Below are 18,438 nucleotides of genomic sequence, written 5' to 3'. Positions count from 1 at the left end.
GCCTATGGACATTGCAACGCTGCTGCAATCGCTGCCGTTGCTGGCAGCGCTGGTGAAATCGGCGGTGCCAGCAGTAGTCGGTGCGGGCCTGGGGCTGAGCCAATGGGTCGCAGCGCTGCCGCCGTGCCGCAATCACACCTTCGAGACCGCGACCTATCTCGTCTGCGAGACGGACCCGAAGCATTACTCGATCGAGCTGTTCTGGAAGGATCCCGACGGCAAGCTCTACCAGTCGCTGCACAATCTTCGAAGCGCGCAGCAGGCGGCCGGACGCACCATGCTCTTCGGCATCAATGCCGGCATGTACCATCCCAATCTCGCGCCTGTCGGTCTCTATGTCGAGCGCGGGCAGCAGATCGCGTCGGCGAAGACCGGGGCCGGCTCCGGCAATTTCTCGATGCAGCCCAACGGCGTCTTCTATCTTAGCGACGGCAAGGCCGGCGTTCGCGCGACGAAGGATTATTTGAAGCGTTCCCCGAAGGTGGACTATGCCACCCAGTCCGGGCCGATGCTGGTCATCGACGGAAAGCTGCATCCGAAATTCCAGGCCGACAGCCCTTCGCGAAAAATCCGCGACGGCGTCGGCGTGCGTGGCGACGGCGTCGTCGTCTTCGCCATCTCGAACGACGTGGTGACTTTCCACGAATTCGCGCGCCTGTTCCGCGACGAACTCGGCTGTCCCAACGCGCTCTTCCTCGACGGCTCGATCTCCAGCCTCTATGCGCCGGCCATTGGCCGCAACGACGATTTCTGGAATCTCGGGCCGATGATCGGCGTGTTCAGGCGCTAAGCAATTCGAGGAAAACCGAGAAGCGGTGTGCCGTTCGGAAATTGCGTGCAAACAAAGACGGAGCTTTCATTGTCGGCTCGCCTGGCGAATCGCCCCGCTGAACCAAAGGTAAATTTTGATTCAAACTTTGTTGGTAATTTCTCATTAGGAATGGGGCTTCCGGCGGCGCTGTTCCGGCCCTCGGTCTGTTTTGTTTTGCGTACAGGTCAAGATGCGGATTTTTGGCGTCGTCAGTTTCGTGCTTGCAGGGCTTTGCCTTGCCGGCTGCTCGTCTACCTCGGGCGTCGATGCCTTGCAGATGCCGTCGAACGAGACGACCAGTTCGGTCGTGCGGCCAAGCGCGCCGGTGACGAAGGCAGTGAAGACCGCCGACGCTGCGATGACGGTGGAGACCGTTTCCATGGCGGGCGCGGCGCGCATCAGGCCGCCGGCGTCGCTCCCTGGCGACCAGAATGCTCGTGTTGACGAGGACAACGCGCGTCCAGGGGATGAGAATTCGCGTCCCTTTGGCTTGGCCGAGGAAGAGACGGTGGCATTCCCGGCGCCGGACCTGCCGGATACGGTCGAGCCTCCGGTCGAGGCCGCAGCACTCGTCTCGCCGCCGAAGCGGCTGTCCCGCGCAGCGCCCGCGATGCTTGCTGGCCCTGTTACCCGCTATGCCTTTCGCGATGCCAAGCCGATCAATTTCGGCCGCGCCTCGCCCAGGCACCTTGCCGTCCATGGCGTCGACGTGTCGCGCTGGCAGGGCAATATCAACTGGCAAAAGCTGCGCGCCCAGGGCGCCAACTTCGCCTACATCAAGGCGACCGACGGCGGCGACCATCTCGATCCGATGTTCATGAAAAACTGGCGCGGCGCCGATGCCGCCGGGCTGAAGCGCGGCGCCTATCATTTCTTCTACTGGTGCCGTACCGCCGGCGAACAGGCCGACTGGTTCATCCGCAACGTGCCGCGGGTCCAAGGCGCGCTGCCGCCGGTCATCGATGTCGAGTGGAACGGCGAGTCCTCCTGCAAGCGCCGGCCTTCGCGCCAGAAGGTGCTGGAGAAGATGCAGGTGTTCATGGACAAGCTGGAGCGCCATTACGGCCAGCGGCCCATCATCTACACGTCGCCGGATTTTTATCGTGACAATCTGCGCGGCGCATTCCTCGACTATCCGTTCTGGCTGCGCGCGGTGGCCGCCCATCCGTCAAAGGTCTATCCGGGCCGCAACTGGCTGTTCTGGCAATATTCGGGCTCTGGCCTCTCGCATGGCGTGAGCGGCCGCATCGACCTCAATGTCTTCCACGGCGACGAGCGGCAGTGGCGCAGGTGGCTGGGCGGCGGCGAGGTGGTGGCCGACGCGAATTGAGGCCGTATGCTTCACCCGGCGCGGGGCGGCGATCGACGGCAATTTCAGGATTTCTCTAACCATCGACTCACCGTCTCCCTTAGCGGCGCGGCAACGGCCTTCCGGTAACGTGTTCGTGATCGCGTCTTGGAGGGGTCTATGCGCAAACTGATTGTCACTGCCGCTGTGGTGGCCGCCGTCGGCTACGGATTTTTCAATTCGCACCTGCGCAGCAATACGCCCAACGCCAATGTGGTCGCCTATTCAACCACCGACGAGGCGATGCAGGGCGCTAAGGCCAAGGGCCACTCGACGCTACCCCGCTTCCATGAGTTGATGGCCGCCCGCACGCCTGGCACCTATACGGTCAAGTTCCCGCTGACCCAGAACGGCGCCACCGAGCATATCTGGATGCAGCTTGTGGCTTTCAGCGACGGCCGCTTCGTCGGATTGCTGGCCGACAAGCCCGTCAACGGCAACCAGTACAAGATGGGCGACCGCATGACGGTTGCCGAGGCCGATGTCGAGGACTGGATGATCCGCAACGGCGGCGACGTCTATGGCGGCTACACGGTGCGCCAAGCGCTGGCCGACATGCCGAAGGAACAGGCGGCGAAATACGGGATCACGTTCAAGGATTGACGGGCGGCGCTCCCTTCTCCCCACAAGAGCGGAGGAGAGGCCGTCCATCGGGCTTTCGTCGTCCTCGGGCTTGACCCGAGGACCCATGCCGTGACCATTGCCGTAGGGCGCAGCGTGCAGAATTCTGAAACGCCGCAGCGCCTTGATGTAACGGCATGGATTCTAGGGTCTGCGCTGCGTCGCTTCGCTCCTTGCTCCGCCCTAGAATGACGAAGCCGAAGGGCATCGCCCGTCACGCCTCGTTGATCATCGCCTCGATGTTGTAACCGTCGGGATCAAGCACGAAGCAGGCGTAGTAGTTCGCCGCGTAGTCCGGACGCGGCCCGGGCGCGCCATTGTCTGCGGCACCTGCCTCCAGCGCCGCCCTATAGAACGCATCGACCTCCGCCTTGCTCTTCACTCGGAACGCGACATGCAGATGGGTGAGCGGCGGCTTCTCGCCGGTGCTCTGGATCTCGAACAGGCAGCCATTGCCGACATCGAAGGCCCAGAACACGCCCTCCTTGCCGAAGGAGAGGCTGTAGCCCAAGGGCGCAAAAGCCTTTTCGTAGAAGAGCTTGCTCTGTTCGAGGTCGCACACTTCGATGGTGATGTGGTCGATCATGGAAGCTCTTGGACAATTAGGCCAGTGCGGCCGGCCACGGTGACGCGGCCGGCTTTGATCTATATTGGCGATGGCTGCCTTTGGTTGCAACCAGATCAGCCATCGGCCACCAGCTTGCGAATAACTTCGCCGACTGTCAGCCTTGGCGGCATCGGGCCTCAGCTGCACCCGCTCGTCGCACCGCACGTGTCGCACTTCTCGCAGGTGCCGTTCCGCACCATGGTGAAGTTGTGGCACTCCGAGCATTCGTTGCCGGTGTAGCCCTGGAGCAGCGACTGCTGGCGACGGGTGGCGGCTAGCTTCTTGGCCTCGGCGGCCTCGTTGGCGGCGGCGTCGGTGAAGAACGCCTCGGCGCCGCCGGCGGCCTCGGCTTCCTCTTCCACCATCTCCTCGGCCAGTTCCCTGGCGCGCTCCTCATAGTCGCGCTTGTAGGCAAGGGCCTCGTCGCTTGCAGGCTTCAACGCCAGCACGTTGGAGCCGGCGAAGGCGGTGGGCGCTGCGCGGGCAGGGGCCGTCGTCGGGGCTGAGCCGCCAAAACCCTTGGGGTCTGAACCGGCAGCCGACACCAGCTTCACCGGCGAGGCACCGCGATAGAGGCCCTTGGAGAACGGCGTCGCCTTGCCTTCGGTGATGCCGCGGCCGAGCGCCGTCTTGTCGAAGTCCGACTGATCGACATGCGCGAGGTCGTGGCGGCCGAGATAGGAGACGGCAAGCTCGCGGAACACGTAGTCGAGGATCGACGTCGCGTTCTTGATCGCGTCGTTGCCCTGCACCATGCCGGCCGGCTCGAACTTGGTGAAGGTGAAGGCCTCGACATATTCGTCGAGCGGCACGCCATATTGCAGGCCGAGCGAGATGGCGATGGCGAAGTTGTTCATCATGGCGCGGAAGGCAGCACCTTCCTTGTGCATGTCGATGAAGATCTCGCCGAGGCGGCCGTCGTCGAACTCGCCGGTCCTGAGATACACCTTGTGGCCGCCGACGACCGCCTTCTGCGTGTAGCCCTTGCGGCGGTTCGGCAGCTTCTCGCGGTCGCGGTAGAGACGCTCGATGACGCGCTCGACGATCTTTTCCGTCACCTGCACGGCGCGCTGCGCGGCGGGCGCCGCAATCAGCTGCTCGACCGCCTCGTCCTCGTCCTCCTCGCCGTCGGCGAGCAGCGAGGCATTGAGCGGCTGCGACAGCTTCGAGCCGTCGCGATAGAGCGCGTTGGCCTTCAGCGCCAGCTTCCAGGACAGCATGTAGGCGTTCTTGGCGTCCTCGACCGTCGCCTCGTTCGGCATGTTGATGGTCTTGGAGATGGCGCCCGAGATGAAGGGCTGCGCCGCGGCCATCATCAGGATGTGGCTCTGGATCGACAGCGAGCGCTTGCCGATCTTGCCGCAGGGGCTGGCGCAGTCGAACACCGGCAGGTGCTCGGCCTTGAGGAACGGCGCCCCTTCGAGCGTCATTGCACCGCAGACATGGATGTTGGCCGCGTCGATGTCCTTCTTGGAGAAGCCCAGCGCCGGCAGCATCTCGAAGGAAAAGTCGGAAAGCTGCTCGTCGGTGAAGCCGAGCGTCTCTTTCACCCAATCGGCGCCGAGCGTCCACTGGTTGAACACGAACTTGATGTCGAAGGCCGACTTCAGCGCCGCATTCAGCGCCGCGATCTTATCATCGGTGAAGCCCTTGGCCTTCAGCGAAGACGGGTTGATGCCGGGCGCCTGGTTGAGGTTGCCATGGCCGACGGCATAGGCCTCGATCTCGGCAATCTGGCTTTCGGAATAGCCGAGCGTGCGCAGCGCTTCCGGCACCGCGCGGTTGATGATCTTGAAGTAGCCGCCGCCGGCGAGCTTCTTGAACTTCACCAGCGCGAAGTCGGGCTCGATGCCGGTGGTGTCGCAGTCCATGACCAGGCCGATCGTGCCGGTCGGCGCGATCACGGTCGCCTGCGCGTTGCGATAGCCATGCTCCTCGCCGAGCTCGATGGCGCGATCCCAGGCGGCGCGGGCATGCTCGGCCAGCGCCTGCTGCTTCAGGTCGGAGGCGACCAGCGGCACCGGATTGACGGCGAGCTTCTCGTAGCCGTCCTTGTCGCCATAGGCGGCGCGGCGGTGGTTGCGCATGACGCGCAGCATGTTCTGGGCGTTGCGGTCATAGTCCGGGAAGGCGCCGAGCTCGGAAGCCATTTCGGCCGAGGTCGCATAGGCGATGCCGGTCATGATGGCCGTGAGCGCGGCGCAGATCGCGCGGCCCTCGTCGGAGTCGTAGGGAATGCCGGACGTCATCAACAGGCCGCCGATGTTGGCGTAGCCGAGGCCGAGCGTGCGGTAGTCGTAGGAGAGCTTGGCGATCTCCTTCGACGGGAACTGCGCCATCATCACCGAGATCTCGAGCACGACGGTCCACAGCCGAACGGTGTGCTCGTAAGCGGCGATGTCGATCGTGCCGTCTTCCTTGCGGTAGGGCAGGAGGTTGATCGAGGCGAGGTTGCAGGCCGTGTCGTCGAGGAACATGTATTCCGAGCACGGGTTGGAGGCCCGGATCGCACCGGCGGAGGCGCAGGTGTGCCAGTCGTTCATGGTCGTGTTGAAATGCAGGCCGGGATCGGCGGACGCCCACGCGGCATAACCGATCTTTTCCCAGAGATCCCGCGCCTTAAGCGTCTTCAGCACCTTGCCGTCCTTGCGGGCGGTGAGCTGCCAGTCGCCGTCGGCCTCGACGGCGCGCAGGAAATTGTCCCTCAGCGACACCGAGTTGTTGGAGTTCTGGCCGGAAACGGTGAGATAGGCGTCAGAGTCCCAGTCGGTGTCGTAGGTCTTGAACGACATCGAGGTGTAGCCCTGGCGGGCGAACTGGATGACGCGATAGATGTAGTTCTCCGGCACGGCGTCCTTCTTGGCCGCCTTGATCTCGCGCTTCAGCGCGGTGTTGAGGGCCGGGTCGAAGCAGTCGTCGCCATTGCCTTCGCAATTGACGCAGGCCTTCATGATCGCTTCGAGGTGCTTCTTGACGATCTTCGAGCCGGTCACCAGCGAGGCGACCTTCTGCTCCTCATTGACCTTCCAGTCGATGAAGTCCTCGATGTCGGGATGGTCGGCGTCGACGATGACCATCTTGGCGGCGCGGCGCGTCGTGCCGCCCGACTTGATGGCGCCCGCCGCGCGATCGCCGATCTTGAGGAAGCTCATCAGGCCGGACGAGCGGCCGCCGCCGGACAGCTTCTCGCCTTCGCCGCGCAGCATCGAGAAGTTCGAGCCGGTGCCGGAGCCGTATTTGAACAGGCGCGCCTCACGCACCCACAGGTCCATGATGCCGCCCTCGTTGACGAGGTCGTCCTGAACGCTCTGGATGAAGCAGGCATGCGGCTGCGGATGCTCGTAAGCCGACTTCGACTTGGTCAGCCTGCCGGTGAAGGGGTCGACATAGAAGTGACCCTGGCTCGGCCCGTCGATGCCATAGGCCCAGTGCAGGCCGGTGTTGAACCATTGCGGCGAGTTCGGCGCCACGCGCTGAGTGGCCAGCATATAGGCAAGCTCGTCGCGGAAAGCGCGGGCATCTTCTTCGGACTTGAAGTAGCCGCCCTTCCAGCCCCAATAGGTCCAGGTGCCGGACAGCCGGTCGAAGACCTGGCGAGCATCGGTTTCCGAACCATAGCGCTCGGCCTCGGGGAGCTTGGCGAGTTCGGCCTCGTCGGCAACCGAACGCCACAGGAAGGAGGGGACGTCGTTCTCCTCGACCTTCTTCAGGCGCGCCGGGACGCCGGCCTTGCGGAAATATTTTTGGGCCAGGATGTCGGCCGCGACCTGGCTGAACTGCGCCGGCACATCGATGTTGTCGAGGCGGAACACCACCGAGCCGTCGGGATTCTTGATCTCCGACAGAGCCTTGCGGAATTCGATCTCCGCGTAAGCTACCCCTTCTTGACCTGCTTGGTCTGGCTTGGTGAAGCGACGCTCGATGCGCATTGGTCCGGTCCCTTTTGTCTACATATAGCGCTTTTCCCCAGGGATTGCTGCCCCGCCAGGCGAAAAGCACGGTCCGCCGTTTGCCGGCATCGCAGGCGACGCCGGCATTCTCCTCGTCGCGGGCAACACCGTGCAGACAAGCAAACGCCCTTCCAGGCGCTCACCCAGGCTGCAGGCCGACCCACGGGTCTCTCAAAACTGAAACTTTTGTCGATTCCCTCGGAAGAGGGAGGTTCACACTATCTAGGTGTCGAGCCTGCCTGCAAACACTAAATATAGTGTTAACAGATCATTTTTTCCAGCCCGACAATTCTCCCTTTCGCCCACCCAAGCCCCATCATTCCCAACGCTTCCGCCGGCCTCGTGAACGGGCGGAAATGTGGGCAAAACGCACAAAATCCGGGAAAAAAGACCGGCCTCTGAACTCTCCGGTCACGCCCGCAACAGGAGCGCATGGCCTATAAAAAGCGACTCGTTCTGACCCGTCAAGGATTCGTTTTTGTAGGTTTTGTGACCCCAATATGTTGGGTCTCACATATGTGGATAACGGGGACAGAAAGGCGCATCGAAAAGCCTTTATTTGACGGTGACGGTTCGTCGGGTTGCCCGGGGCCGGGCCCGACGGGCGGCTTTTCATTTTAGCTGGCTTGGACTATCTGTTGCCCTGCGCGGGGGCGTGTCTTGTCAAGCCTGGAAGCATTCGCTACGCCCCGCTCATGACAGTTACCGTTCGTTTCGCTCCGTCGCCGACCGGCCGCATTCACATCGGCAATGCCCGCACCGCGCTGTTCAACTGGCTTTTCGCCATGAACAACAGGGGCCGCTACATCCAGCGCTTCGACGATACAGACGTTGCCCGTTCGACGCAGGAATTCGCCGATGCAATTCTCTATGACCTGCATTGGCTCGGCATTTTTCCCGACGTTACCGAATATCAGTCGCGTCGCTTTGAAGTCTATGACGCCGCGGTGGAGCGGCTGAAGGCGGCGCGCGTGCTTTATGCCTGCTACGAAACGCCGGAGGAGCTCGACCTGCGCCGCAAGGTGCGCCGCACGCGCGGCCTGCCGCCGGTCTATGGCCGCGAGGCATTGACGCTGACGCCGGAGCAGGTGGCCGAATACGAATCCGACGGGCGCCGGCCGCACTGGCGCTTTCTTCTGCCGAACTTCACCGGCGACCCGCTGCAGCCGGAACGGACCGAGGTGCACTGGAACGACCTTGTGCGCGGCGAGGAGACCGTCGATCTCGCCTCACTGTCGGACCCGGTCCTGGTGCGTGAGGACGGCACTTATCTCTACACACTGCCTTCGGTGGTCGACGACATCGAGATGGGCGTCACCCATGTCATACGCGGCGACGACCACGTCACCAACACCGGCGTGCAGATAGCCTTGTTCCAGGCGCTGGGCGCCGAGCCGCCGGTGTTCGGGCATCATAATCTCTTGACCACCGTGTCGGGTGAGGGGCTGTCGAAGCGCACCGGCGCGCTGTCGATCGAAAGCCTGCGTGAGGACGGCATCGAGCCGATGGCGGTCGCCTCGCTTGCCGTGCTCGTTGGCACATCGGAAAATGTCACGGCAGCGCACGATCTCAACGAGCTCGCCAGCCATTTCGACCCGGCCGCGACATCCAAGTCTGCCGCCAAGTTCGATCCCGACGAGCTTTTCGTGCTCAATCGCACGCTGATGCACCAAATGCCGTTCGAGGAGGCGCGCGACCGGCTGATTGTGCTTGGCATTTCCGGCGACAGGGCCGAGCCCTTCTGGCTTGCGGTGCGCGGCAATATCGACCGTTTGTCCGACGCTGTCGCCTGGTGGCGAATCCTGAGTGACGGGCCGCAGGAGCCGGCGGAATTTTCCGGCGAGGACCGTGATTTCCTCCATCAGGCGTTCGACCTGTTGCCGGAGGAGCCTTGGAACGGCACGGTCTGGAAGGATTGGACCGGCAAGATCAAGGAAGCGACGGGCCGCAAGGGCAAGCCGCTGTTCATGCCGCTGCGGCTCGCCCTTACCGGGCGGTCTTCCGGGCCGGAGCTTGCAGATCTATTGCCGCTGATGGGTCGGGAAGGAACGCTGGCCCGACGACCCTGACCTTGCGCTGTTCCGGCGGCAGGGCCGAAACCGGTGACGCCGGCACCTTGGCGGTCAGCTGCTTGATAGCCGCGCGGTCGAGCCCGCCTGCAGCGTTGGCGAGCGTTTCGGGATCGGCGCCAGCATCGAGCTTGGCCGCCGGCGCCGGCACGAGGGTCGTCGCCCCGCTGTCCGGCTGCGGCTGTTCCGGATTGGGCGGATTGCCGCCTATGATCGAGAAGTTTTCGGCCTGGGCGTTGCAGCCGCATTGCGGCGGCCGCGAGTAGTTGGCCTGCTTGTAGAGATAGGCCGTCGGCAGCTCGCTGTAAGGACGGCCGGTCGCCGAGGACGTCATGTTGCCGGCGTCATCGTCCATGCCGCGCGTGTAGAAGACCTGCATCTCGGTGCCGGGGCAGCTCGATTCGCAATTCTTCTGATCGCGCTCGAAATCGCCAACAGAGGCGGCGTTCGACATCGGGAAGAAATAGCCGTCGCAGGTGCGCACGCAGACGGTGCGGAACTCGCCGTTCATTCTCGGCTGGTCCATGCCGTCGGGTTGGTTGATCACCCGGCGGATGTTGCGCGCGCTGGGATCGTCTGGCGGAAGCGCTTCAGGCGTGTGGAGCGTATCGATCTCCTCGTCGCCACGGCCGAAGAGCTGCTCGAACAGATTGCCGCCACCATTGTTGCGGGCGGCCTCCTGGATCGGGGCGCGATGCGGCTCGACTTCATTATCGCGGCAGCCATTGGCGTCGAGCGCCGCAAGAATGCGGCTGCGGTCGCGCCGCGTGCCGCCGCCGGCCAGCCGCTCGCGCTTGGCCTGCAAGATGTCGAGATTGGCGTTCATACGCTCTATCGAGGCATTGATCGCCGCGCATTGGCCGGCATTGCGCGAAAACAGCGTGAAGCCGCAATTGGCATCACCGGCGCGGCTGCGCGCTTTGGCCAGCTGCTCGCGCTGGCGGGCGATCGCGTCGTCATATTTGCGGATCAGTCCCGGACCGCCGCCACCGCCGCGCGTGGCTGCAAGCTCCGCTTCGAGCTGGCGGCAGGTGCGAGGAGCGGCGTGCGGCTCGGTCACAGCGACAGCCGACGCCGCCAACGCTGCAAGCAGCGCAGCAAGGTGCGTCAGCTTCAACCCCTTCATTCGCCTGGAATCCCGATTGCCGGTGGAAGGCTACCGCGTTCGTGGTTAACTGTTCCTTAGCTTACTACCCAAACACAATTCCGCTGGCGCGAGCTCGCATCAACCCAGAGCTCACCCTCAACTCAGATCGGGGCGAGCGCCTGCGCCTTGTGCGCCGCCTCGACGACCGCCAGTGCCGTCATGTTGACCACGCCGCGCGAGGTCACCGAAGGCGTCAGGATGTGCGCGGGCTTGTCGGTGCCGAGCAGGATCGGCCCGACATGCAGCGCGTCCATCATGGCACGCAGCGCCGTCAGCGTGATGTTGGCCGAATCGAGGTTCGGGAACACCAGCAGATTGGCTTCCCCTTTCAGCCGCGAATGCGGGTAGACGCGCTGGCGCAGATGCTCGGAAAGAGCCGAGTCGGCATGCATCTCGCCATCGCACTGCAGCTCCGGCGCGATGCGAGCGAGGATGGCAGCGGCCTCGCGCATCTTGAGCGCGCCGGGCGAATCGCGCGAGCCGAAATCCGAATGCGACAGCAATGCTGCCTTCGGCTCGATGCCGAAGCGCTGGATTTCTTCCGCCGCCAGCACCGTCATCTCGGCGATCTCCTCCGCCGTCGGATCGACGGAGACATGGGTGTCGGTGAGGAAGATGATGCCGCGCTGCGAGATCAGCATCGACAGCGTCGAGAGATCGCGGTCCTTGATGCCGGGACGCGGCCCGATGATCAGCGTGACATTGCGCAGATGTCGCTCGAAGCGGCCTTCAAGCCCGCAAATCATCGCATCCGCATCGCCGCGCTTCAACGCAAGCGCGGCGATCACCGTGTTGTTGGTGCGCACCATGGTGCGGGCGGCTTCCGTCGTTATACCCCGGCGCCCGGCGAGCTCGATCAGGAGATCGACATAGTGCCGGTAGCGCGGATCGTCCTCCGGGTTGATCAACCCGAAATCGACGCCCGGCCGGATGCGCAGGCCGTAGCGCTTCAGCCTGACTTCCACGACATGCGGACGGCCGATCAGGATCGGCTCGGCGATGCCTTCCTCCAGGACCACCTGTGCCGCCCGCAGCACGCGCTCGTCCTCGCCGTCGGCGTAGATGACGCGCTTGGCGCTGGCGGCCTTGGCCGAGGAGAACACCGGTTTCATCACCAGGCCAGAGCGGAAGACGAAGCGGTTGAGCTTGTCGACATAGGCCGCGAAATCGGAGATCGGCCGCGTCGCCACACCGGTGTCGCAGGCGGCTTTCGCCACCGCCGGCGCGATGCGCAGGATGAGACGCGGATCGAAGGGCGAGGGGATCAGGAAGTCCGGGCCGAAGACCGGCGTCTCGCCGGAATAGGCGCGGGCGGCGACGTCCGATGGCTCCTCGCGGGCCAGCGCCGCGATCGCTCTGACCGCGGCCATCTTCATCTCCTCGTTGATGGCGCTCGCCCCGCAATCCAGCGCGCCGCGGAAGATGTAAGGAAAGCAGAGCACGTTATTGACTTGATTGGGAAAATCGGAGCGCCCGGTGCAGATCATGGCGTCGGGCCGTGCCGCGCGCGCCACCTCAGGCATGATCTCCGGCGTCGGATTGGCGAGCGCCAGGATCAGCGGCTTCGGCGCCATGTGCTGCAGGAGTTCTGGCTTCAGCACGCCGGCGGCGGAGAGGCCGAGAAAGACGTCGGCGCCGGGGATGACATCGGTCAGCGTGCGCGCCTGGGTGTCCTTCACATAAGGGTCTTTCCAGCGGTCCATCTCCTCGACTCGGTCTTTGTAGGCGACGCCGAAACGATCGGTGACCCAGATGTTTTCGACCTTGGCCCCGAGCGAGACCAAAAGGTTGAGGCAGGCGAGCGCCGCAGCGCCCGCGCCGGACGTGACGATCTTGATGTCGGAGATCGATTTGCCGGCGAATTCCAGCCCGTTGAGCACCGCGGCGGCGACGATGATTGCCGTGCCATGCTGGTCGTCATGGAAAACCGGAATGCCCATGCGGGCCTTCAGCCGCTCCTCGACCTCGAAGCATTCAGGCGCCTTGATGTCCTCGAGATTGATGCCGCCGAAGGTCGGCTCGAGCGCGGCCACCGTCTCGACCATGCGCTCGATCTCGGGAGCATCGATCTCGATGTCGAAGACGTCGATGCCGGCGAATTTCTTGAACAGCACCGCCTTGCCTTCCATCACCGGCTTGGAGGCGAGCGGGCCGATATTGCCCAGCCCAAGCACCGCCGAGCCGTTGGAGACAACGCCGACGAGGTTGGCGCGCGCCGTGTAGTCGGCGGCGGCCGCGGGATCGTCCCGGATCTCGAGACAAGGAGCGGCAACGCCCGGCGAATAGGCAAGCGCGAGGTCGCGCTGGTTGCCCAGCGGCTTGGTCGCCTGGATCTCGAGCTTTCCCGGGGTGGGGTGCTTGTGGAAGAAGAGCGCGGCCTCATCGAGGTCCGATCGGGCCGTTTTCTTGCTCTCGCCGTCCATTCGCGGCCCTCCTGCGCTTCTTGCTTTCGAGCCTTTTAGCATGCAGCGGCGATTCTTCGCGACGCCAAATGTCGGCCCTGGCATTCACGATGCCGAGGCGAAGATAGTCAATCCATTTCAGCCTGTTGGCTCGGAAACTTGCGGCGGATCGACGAAGCTCGTCAGAACGCACTGACGTAGAGGCCGCCGTCGACCGGGATGTTCTGTCCAGTGAGATAGCCGGCATGAACCGAGCACAGGAAGGCGCAGATCTGGCCGAACTCTTCCGGCGTGCCGAGGCGCTTTGCCGGTACGTCGGCGCTGATGCGGGCCTTGCGCGCGGCGGCCGCTGCGGGGTCTTCCGGCGTGCCGGCTTCGTGCGAGCCACGCAACCGGTCGGTGTCGAGCTTGCCGGGCAACAGGCTGTTGATGGTGACGTTTCGGTCGATCACCGTGCGGGCCACGCCGGCAAGGAACGAGGTCAGGCCGGCGCGGGCGCCCGACGACAGGTCGAGGCCCGGGATCGGCACATAGACCGACAGCGATGTGATGTTGACGATGCGGCCGAAGCCGCGCTTGGCCATACCGTCGATGACCGCCTGAATCAGCTCGATCGGCGTCACCATGTTCTGCGTCACGCCTTCGAGGATTTTCGCGCGGTCGAGTTCGCGGAAATCGCGAAGCGGCGGGCCGCCATTGTTGTTGACCAGGATGTCGGGGGCGGGGCAGGCGGCAAGCAATGCCTTCTGCACTTCCGGCTTCGAGACGTCGCCCGCGATCTCGATCACCTCGACGCCGAATTTTTCGCGGATTTCCTGCGCCGTCTTCGCCAACAGCTCGGCGTTGCGGCCGTTGACGACAAGGTCGACGCCGGCTTCGGCCAGCGCAATCGCGCAGCCGCGCCCCAGTCCCTTGCTCGAGGCGCAGACGATGGCCTTCTTGCCGCGAATGCCGAGATCCATGGTGATTTCTCCTTTTTCGAGGGCGGCAAGCTAGCGCCTGGGCTGGACCAACCGCAACCGTCATACGGTTGTTGCATGAATCGAGGCATAGCACGCCAAAGAAAGGTGGAAATCGCGATGTCCGGTCCAGAGCCCCGCACTTTTCGCACCATGTTCATTTCCGACGTGCATCTCGGCTCGAAAGCGGCCAAGGCCGATTTCCTGATCGATTTCCTGCGCCACCATGACGCCGATACCATCTACCTGGTCGGCGACATCGTCGACGGCTGGCGCCTGCGGCGCAGCTGGCATTGGCCGCAGAGCCATAACGACGTGGTGCAGAAGTTGCTGCGCAAGGCGCGCAAGGGCGCCTCGATCACCTACATCGCCGGCAACCACGACGAATTCGCCCGCCAGTTCCAGGGCGTGCATTTCGGCGGCATCGTCGTTGCCGACCGCGCCATTCATGAGACCGCCGACGGCAGGCGGCTTCTCGTCATCCATGGCGACCAGTTCGACACTGTGGTGCACAATCGGCGCTGGCTCGCTTACCTCGGCGACTACGCCTATGACACGGCAATGCTGGTCAATCGCCTCGTGACGAGACTGCGCCACCTGCTCGGCCTGCCTTACTGGTCGTTCTCTTCCTGGGCGAAGGTCAAGGTGAAGAAGGCGGTGAACTTCATCGGATCGTTCCAGACGGTGCTCTCCGAGGAAGCGCGGCGCTCGCATGTCGACGGCGTGATCTGCGGCCACATCCATCACGCCGCGATCGAAAGCTATGGCGACGTGCAATACATCAACACCGGGGACTGGGTGGAAAGCTGCACCGCGGTGGTCGAGCATTTCGACGGCCGCATGGAGATCCTAACCTGGGCGCATGTGCTGCCCGAAGTTGCGGCCGGCAAGGACGCGCCGGTGCTCGATCTCATCGATCTCAAGGGCAGGGCGGTCAAGGCTGCCTGAGCGCCTTTCCGGCTCCGAGGTTCCTTGTCTTTCAACAGCTTTGGCCAGATCGACTGGTCCAGGCGGTTCCGCCGCGCCTTGCCGCGTGATAGGGATCGAAACGCGTTGCGGGTCGTGGAATGCAGCGTAATTGGATCGATTCATGCCGCTGCCGCCGCTTTCGCCTGAGCAACTCGTCAAGCCAGCCCATTTCGAACTGCGCATGAGCCTGATCTTCGCGACATTGTTCGTGTCGCAGGGGACGCATCTGCCCTATTTTCCGCTCTGGCTGGAGGCGAAAGGCTTCCACGCCGAACAGATCGCAGTCATCCTGGCCGCGCCGATGTTCCTGCGCGTCGTGACGACGCCGATGCTCACCGCGTTTGCCGACCGGGCGAAGGACCGCGCCAATGTCTATATCGCGCTGGTCGCGGCGACGATGATCATTTCGGCCGGCTATTTCCTGCCGGCCACCTATGCGGGCGTGCTGGCCATCTCGCTGTTGCTTTCGATCCCTTGGACGCCGCATTCGCCGATGGCCGATTCGCTGGCTCTGTCGGGCGTCCGCCGCTTCGGCTCCAACTACACGGCCATGCGCAAATGGGGTTCGATCTCCTATTTCTGCGCCAATATAGTCGGCGGCTTCATCCTGGCGGCCACCGGCCCGCAAACTGTTCCGGCGATCATCTTTGTGGCCCTTGCCGCAGCGCTTGTCGCGGGTTTGTGGGCGCCGCGGATGGGCAAGCCTCGCAAGGCGTCGCCATTATCGGCGACCGACATTCAGCATTCGGCGCCAAGCCTCTTCAACGCCTATTTCCTCTATTTCACGCTGGGTGTCGGCATCATCACCGCCAGCCACGCCTTTCTTTACGGCTTCGTGTCGATCTACTGGAAGTCGATCGGCATCAGCGATTCCGTCGTGGGCCTGCTGTGGGCCTGGGGCGTGGTTGCCGAGGTCTGCATGTTCTTGTTCTTCAACCGCATTTTCGCCTCCGTTTCCGTCGTCAGGGTGATGGTGATCGCCGGCATCGGCTCGATCCTGCGATGGGTCGCCTTTCCGCTGGTCTGGCCGCTGGGCCTCGGCGTCGTCGGCTTCTTCGGCGTCCAGACGCTGCATGCGGTTTCGGTGGCGATGGTGCTGATCGGCCTGCAGAAGATGATCGGCGAAACGGTTTCCGAAGAGCGCACGGGCGCCGCGCAAGGCATCGCCTATTTCTTCAACGGCTTCTTCATGGCCGCGGTCACGCTGGTCTCCGGCCCGCTCTACGATCATCTTGGCGTCGACGGGTTCCTGGCGATGATCCCGATCGCGATCATCGGCCTCGCGCTGATCGGGCTTGCCGCGCGGTCAGCCCCACAGCGCCGGCTGAGGCGGTGAGACCAGCGAGCCCTGGTAGACGAGACCCGGTTCGCGGTCGTGCGCCAAGAGCAGCGGCCCGTCGAGGTCGACGAAATCGGCGCCTTGAGCCAAGAGCACTGCCGGCGCCATGGCGAGCGACGTGCCGACCATGCAGCCGACCATGATGCCGAAACCCAACTCGCGGGCACGGTCGCGAAGGATCAGCGCTTCGGTGATTCCACCAGTTTTGTCGAGCTTGATGTTGACGACGTCATAAAGGCCGACCAGCGCTTCGAGGTTCTTCGCCTCGTGCACGCTTTCGTCGGCGCAGATCGGCACGGGATGCGCGATTTCGCGCAAGATGCCATCACGGCCGGCCGGCAGCGGCTGCTCGATCAGCACTATGCCGTGCTCGGCTGCGAATGCGAGATTCTCGACGATGTTGTTATCGGTCCAGCCCTCGTTGGCATCGAGTATGATGCGGCTTTGCGGGGCGGCTTGCGTCACGGCGCGAATCCTTGCCGCGTCGTTGTCGCCGCCGATCTTGACCTTGAGCAGCGGCCGCGAGGCAGCGGCGCGGGCCTGCGCCGCCATCGCCTCAGGTTCGGCGAGCGACAGCGTGTAGGCGGTTTCGAGCGCCTTAGGCGAAACGACCCCGATCGCGTCCGCCACCGGCCTGGCGCCCAGCTTGGCTTCGAGATCCCACAAGGCGCAGTCGATGGCATTGCGGGCCGCTCCGGCCGGCATGGCCGCGAGCAAGGCGGTGCGGCCGATGCCGTCGATGATCTGGCCGCGCATCGCCTCGATTGCGGCGCTCACGCCTTCCATCGTCTCGCCGTAGCGCCTGTAGGGCACGCATTCGCCGCGCCCGACATGTCCGCTGTCGGCGATCGTCACGGTGATGACTTCGGCCTCGGTTTTCGATCCGCGCGATATGGTGAAGGTGCCCGCGATGGGGAATCGCTCCGCCTCGACCGAAATGACACGCGCCATATTTTTCTTCTCCGGCTGTGCGACCCGGTCTCCCGGCAAATCGACACGCCAGTCCCGTCACGCTAAACAGGACGCCATGTTGACCATCCGCAAACGCGACGCAAGCCGCACGCCCGCCGGTGATGCCAATCACCAGCCGCGCATTATCGTCGGCGAGGAAGGCGACGTAATCGGCTGCGCTTTCTCGGGTGTCTGGACGACGCGGACCGTGGCATCGGTCGATGCGGAGATGCGCAAGATCGAAAACCGCAACAGCGCCAAGAAGCTGATGCTCGACCTTTCCCAGATCGAGAAGATGGACACGGCCGGCGCCTGGCTGATCGATCGGCTGGCGAGCGCTTTCGAGAAGAAAGGCGTCGAAGTCCATGTGCAGGGGCAGAGCGAGATCGCCTCAATCCTGCTCGGCGCGGTCGGCGACGCGGTGCGACGCGAACCCGAATCGGGGCCGGCCGGACCGCCCAACATCATCCTGCGCGCGCTGGAGCTGGTCGGCCGCCGCGTCTACGAGATGCGCGACGATTTTCTGGCCTCGATGAACATCCTCGGCGCCACCATCCGCGGCGCGCAGATGAAGCTCGGCCGCGGCCATGCCGTCAATCCGGCAGCAATCTTCAACCAGATCGACCGCATGGGCGTCGGCGCCATTCCCGTGGTGGTGCTGATGTCGGCCATCGTCGGCGCCATCGTCGCCCAGCAAGGCGCTTATCAGCTCAGCTATTTCGGTGCCGACATTTTCGTCGTCGACCTCGTCGGCGTGCTGATCCTGCGCGAACTTGGCGTGCTGATGACCGCGATCATGCTGGCCGGCCGCTCGGGCAGCGCCATCACCGCCGAGATCGGCTCGATGAAGATGCGCGAGGAGGTCGACGCGCTGAAGGTGATCGGGTTGAACCCGATCGGCGTGCTGGTGTTTCCGCGGCTCGTCGCCTTGGTGATTGCGCTGCCGTGCTTGACGATCATCGCGAATTTCGCCGCGCTCGGCGGCGGCATCATCGCCGCCTGGCTCTATTCCGACATTCCACCGGCGGCATTCATCGATCGGCTGCGGGTCGCCATCGACCTCAGCACCATTTTTGCCGGGCTGATCAAGGCGCCGTTCATGGCCATGATCATCGGCACCATCGCTTCGGTCGAGGGCATGAAGGTCGGCGGCAGCGCCGAATCGCTCGGCCAGCACGTGACCGCGTCGGTGGTGAAGTCGATCTTCGTCGTCATCATCCTCGACGGGCTTTTCGCCATGTTTTACGCATCGATCGGGTTTTGAG

12 protein-coding genes and 2 pseudogenes are annotated in these 18,438 nt (G+C 63.9%); 8 read left to right on the top strand and 6 right to left on the bottom strand.

All coding sequences use genetic code 11. The annotated features are described in order from the left end of the window. Positions 1-4: 4 nt before the first annotated feature. The 4 genes and pseudogenes from P9254_RS01730 (at position 5) to P9254_RS01720 (ending at position 2,762) form a co-directional block, all read left to right on the top strand. A complete protein-coding gene (locus P9254_RS01730) occupies positions 5-790 on the top strand; it encodes a phosphodiester glycosidase family protein (RefSeq protein ID WP_095825292.1) in 786 nt (261 codons plus the stop codon). Between the two features lie 211 nt (positions 791-1,001). After that, positions 1,002-1,139 (top strand): annotated as a pseudogene (locus tag P9254_RS29050) (GH25 family lysozyme); the annotation flags it as partial. Positions 1,140-1,283: 144 nt separating this feature from the next. Continuing rightward, positions 1,284-2,141: pseudogene (locus tag P9254_RS01725) on the top strand (glycoside hydrolase family 25 protein); the annotation flags it as partial. Positions 2,142-2,279: 138 nt separating this feature from the next. Continuing rightward, on the top strand, positions 2,280-2,762 hold the full coding sequence (locus tag P9254_RS01720; RefSeq protein ID WP_067328374.1) for a DUF2314 domain-containing protein: 483 nt from the start codon (positions 2,280-2,282) through the stop codon (positions 2,760-2,762). Positions 2,763-2,994: 232 nt separating this feature from the next. On the opposite strand, the gene P9254_RS01715 is transcribed toward P9254_RS01720, so the two are convergent. Beyond that, positions 2,995-3,366, bottom strand: coding sequence for a VOC family protein (locus P9254_RS01715; protein WP_067328377.1), 372 nt, complete (start codon positions 3,364-3,366; stop codon positions 2,995-2,997). A gap of 158 nt (positions 3,367-3,524) precedes the next feature. Next, the gene (locus P9254_RS01710; protein WP_067328379.1) at positions 3,525-7,316 is read right to left on the bottom strand and encodes a vitamin B12-dependent ribonucleotide reductase; all 3,792 of its coding nucleotides are present in this window, start codon (positions 7,314-7,316) and stop codon (positions 3,525-3,527) included. A gap of 716 nt (positions 7,317-8,032) precedes the next feature. Between P9254_RS01710 and gltX the strand changes: the two genes are divergently transcribed. Then, positions 8,033-9,406 carry a glutamate--tRNA ligase gene (gene gltX, locus P9254_RS01705; protein ID WP_278054050.1) on the top strand — a complete coding sequence of 458 codons (1,374 nt, stop codon included), beginning with the start codon at positions 8,033-8,035 and terminating at the stop codon, positions 9,404-9,406. Here the strand turns inward: gltX and P9254_RS01700 are convergent. The 3 genes from P9254_RS01700 to P9254_RS01690 form a co-directional block, all read right to left on the bottom strand. After that, positions 9,324-10,532: a DUF2865 domain-containing protein gene (locus tag P9254_RS01700; RefSeq protein ID WP_278054053.1), complete on the bottom strand. Its 1,209-nt coding sequence runs from the start codon at positions 10,530-10,532 to the stop codon at positions 9,324-9,326. The two genes, gltX and P9254_RS01700, sit on opposite strands and share 83 nt — an antisense overlap. Before the next feature lie 122 nt (positions 10,533-10,654). Next, on the bottom strand, positions 10,655-12,976 hold the full coding sequence (locus tag P9254_RS01695; RefSeq protein ID WP_278054055.1) for an NADP-dependent malic enzyme: 2,322 nt from the start codon (positions 12,974-12,976) through the stop codon (positions 10,655-10,657). A 161-nt stretch (positions 12,977-13,137) separates the two neighbouring features. After that, positions 13,138-13,917, bottom strand: a complete 780-nt coding sequence (locus P9254_RS01690) for an SDR family oxidoreductase (protein ID WP_278054057.1) — start codon at positions 13,915-13,917, stop codon at positions 13,138-13,140. A gap of 117 nt (positions 13,918-14,034) precedes the next feature. Here P9254_RS01690 and P9254_RS01685 point away from each other — a divergent pair, with 117 nt between their 5' ends. Both P9254_RS01685 and P9254_RS01680 read left to right on the top strand, forming a co-directional pair. Further along, positions 14,035-14,862, top strand: a complete 828-nt coding sequence (locus P9254_RS01685) for a UDP-2,3-diacylglucosamine diphosphatase (protein ID WP_127217192.1) — start codon at positions 14,035-14,037, stop codon at positions 14,860-14,862. A 142-nt stretch (positions 14,863-15,004) separates the two neighbouring features. After that, positions 15,005-16,219, top strand: a complete 1,215-nt coding sequence (locus P9254_RS01680) for an MFS transporter (protein ID WP_095825302.1) — start codon at positions 15,005-15,007, stop codon at positions 16,217-16,219. Here the strand turns inward: P9254_RS01680 and dgcA are convergent. Further along, complete coding sequence (gene dgcA / locus P9254_RS01675) at positions 16,190-17,173, bottom strand: N-acetyl-D-Glu racemase DgcA (protein ID WP_278054060.1); 984 nt, start codon at positions 17,171-17,173, stop codon at positions 16,190-16,192. The genes P9254_RS01680 and dgcA overlap by 30 nt on opposite strands. A gap of 76 nt (positions 17,174-17,249) precedes the next feature. On the opposite strand from dgcA, the gene P9254_RS01670 reads away from it, so the two are divergent. Beyond that, the gene (locus P9254_RS01670) at positions 17,250-18,437 is read left to right on the top strand and encodes an ABC transporter permease (RefSeq protein WP_067328401.1); all 1,188 of its coding nucleotides are present in this window, start codon (positions 17,250-17,252) and stop codon (positions 18,435-18,437) included. Position 18,438 lies beyond the last annotated feature (1 nt).

This window comes from Mesorhizobium sp. WSM4983 (genome assembly GCF_029625765.1).
Classification (GTDB): Bacteria; Pseudomonadota; Alphaproteobacteria; order Rhizobiales; family Rhizobiaceae; genus Mesorhizobium.
Note: the sequence above shows the minus strand (reverse complement) of the source record. Positions and strands in the feature narration are given on the sequence as shown.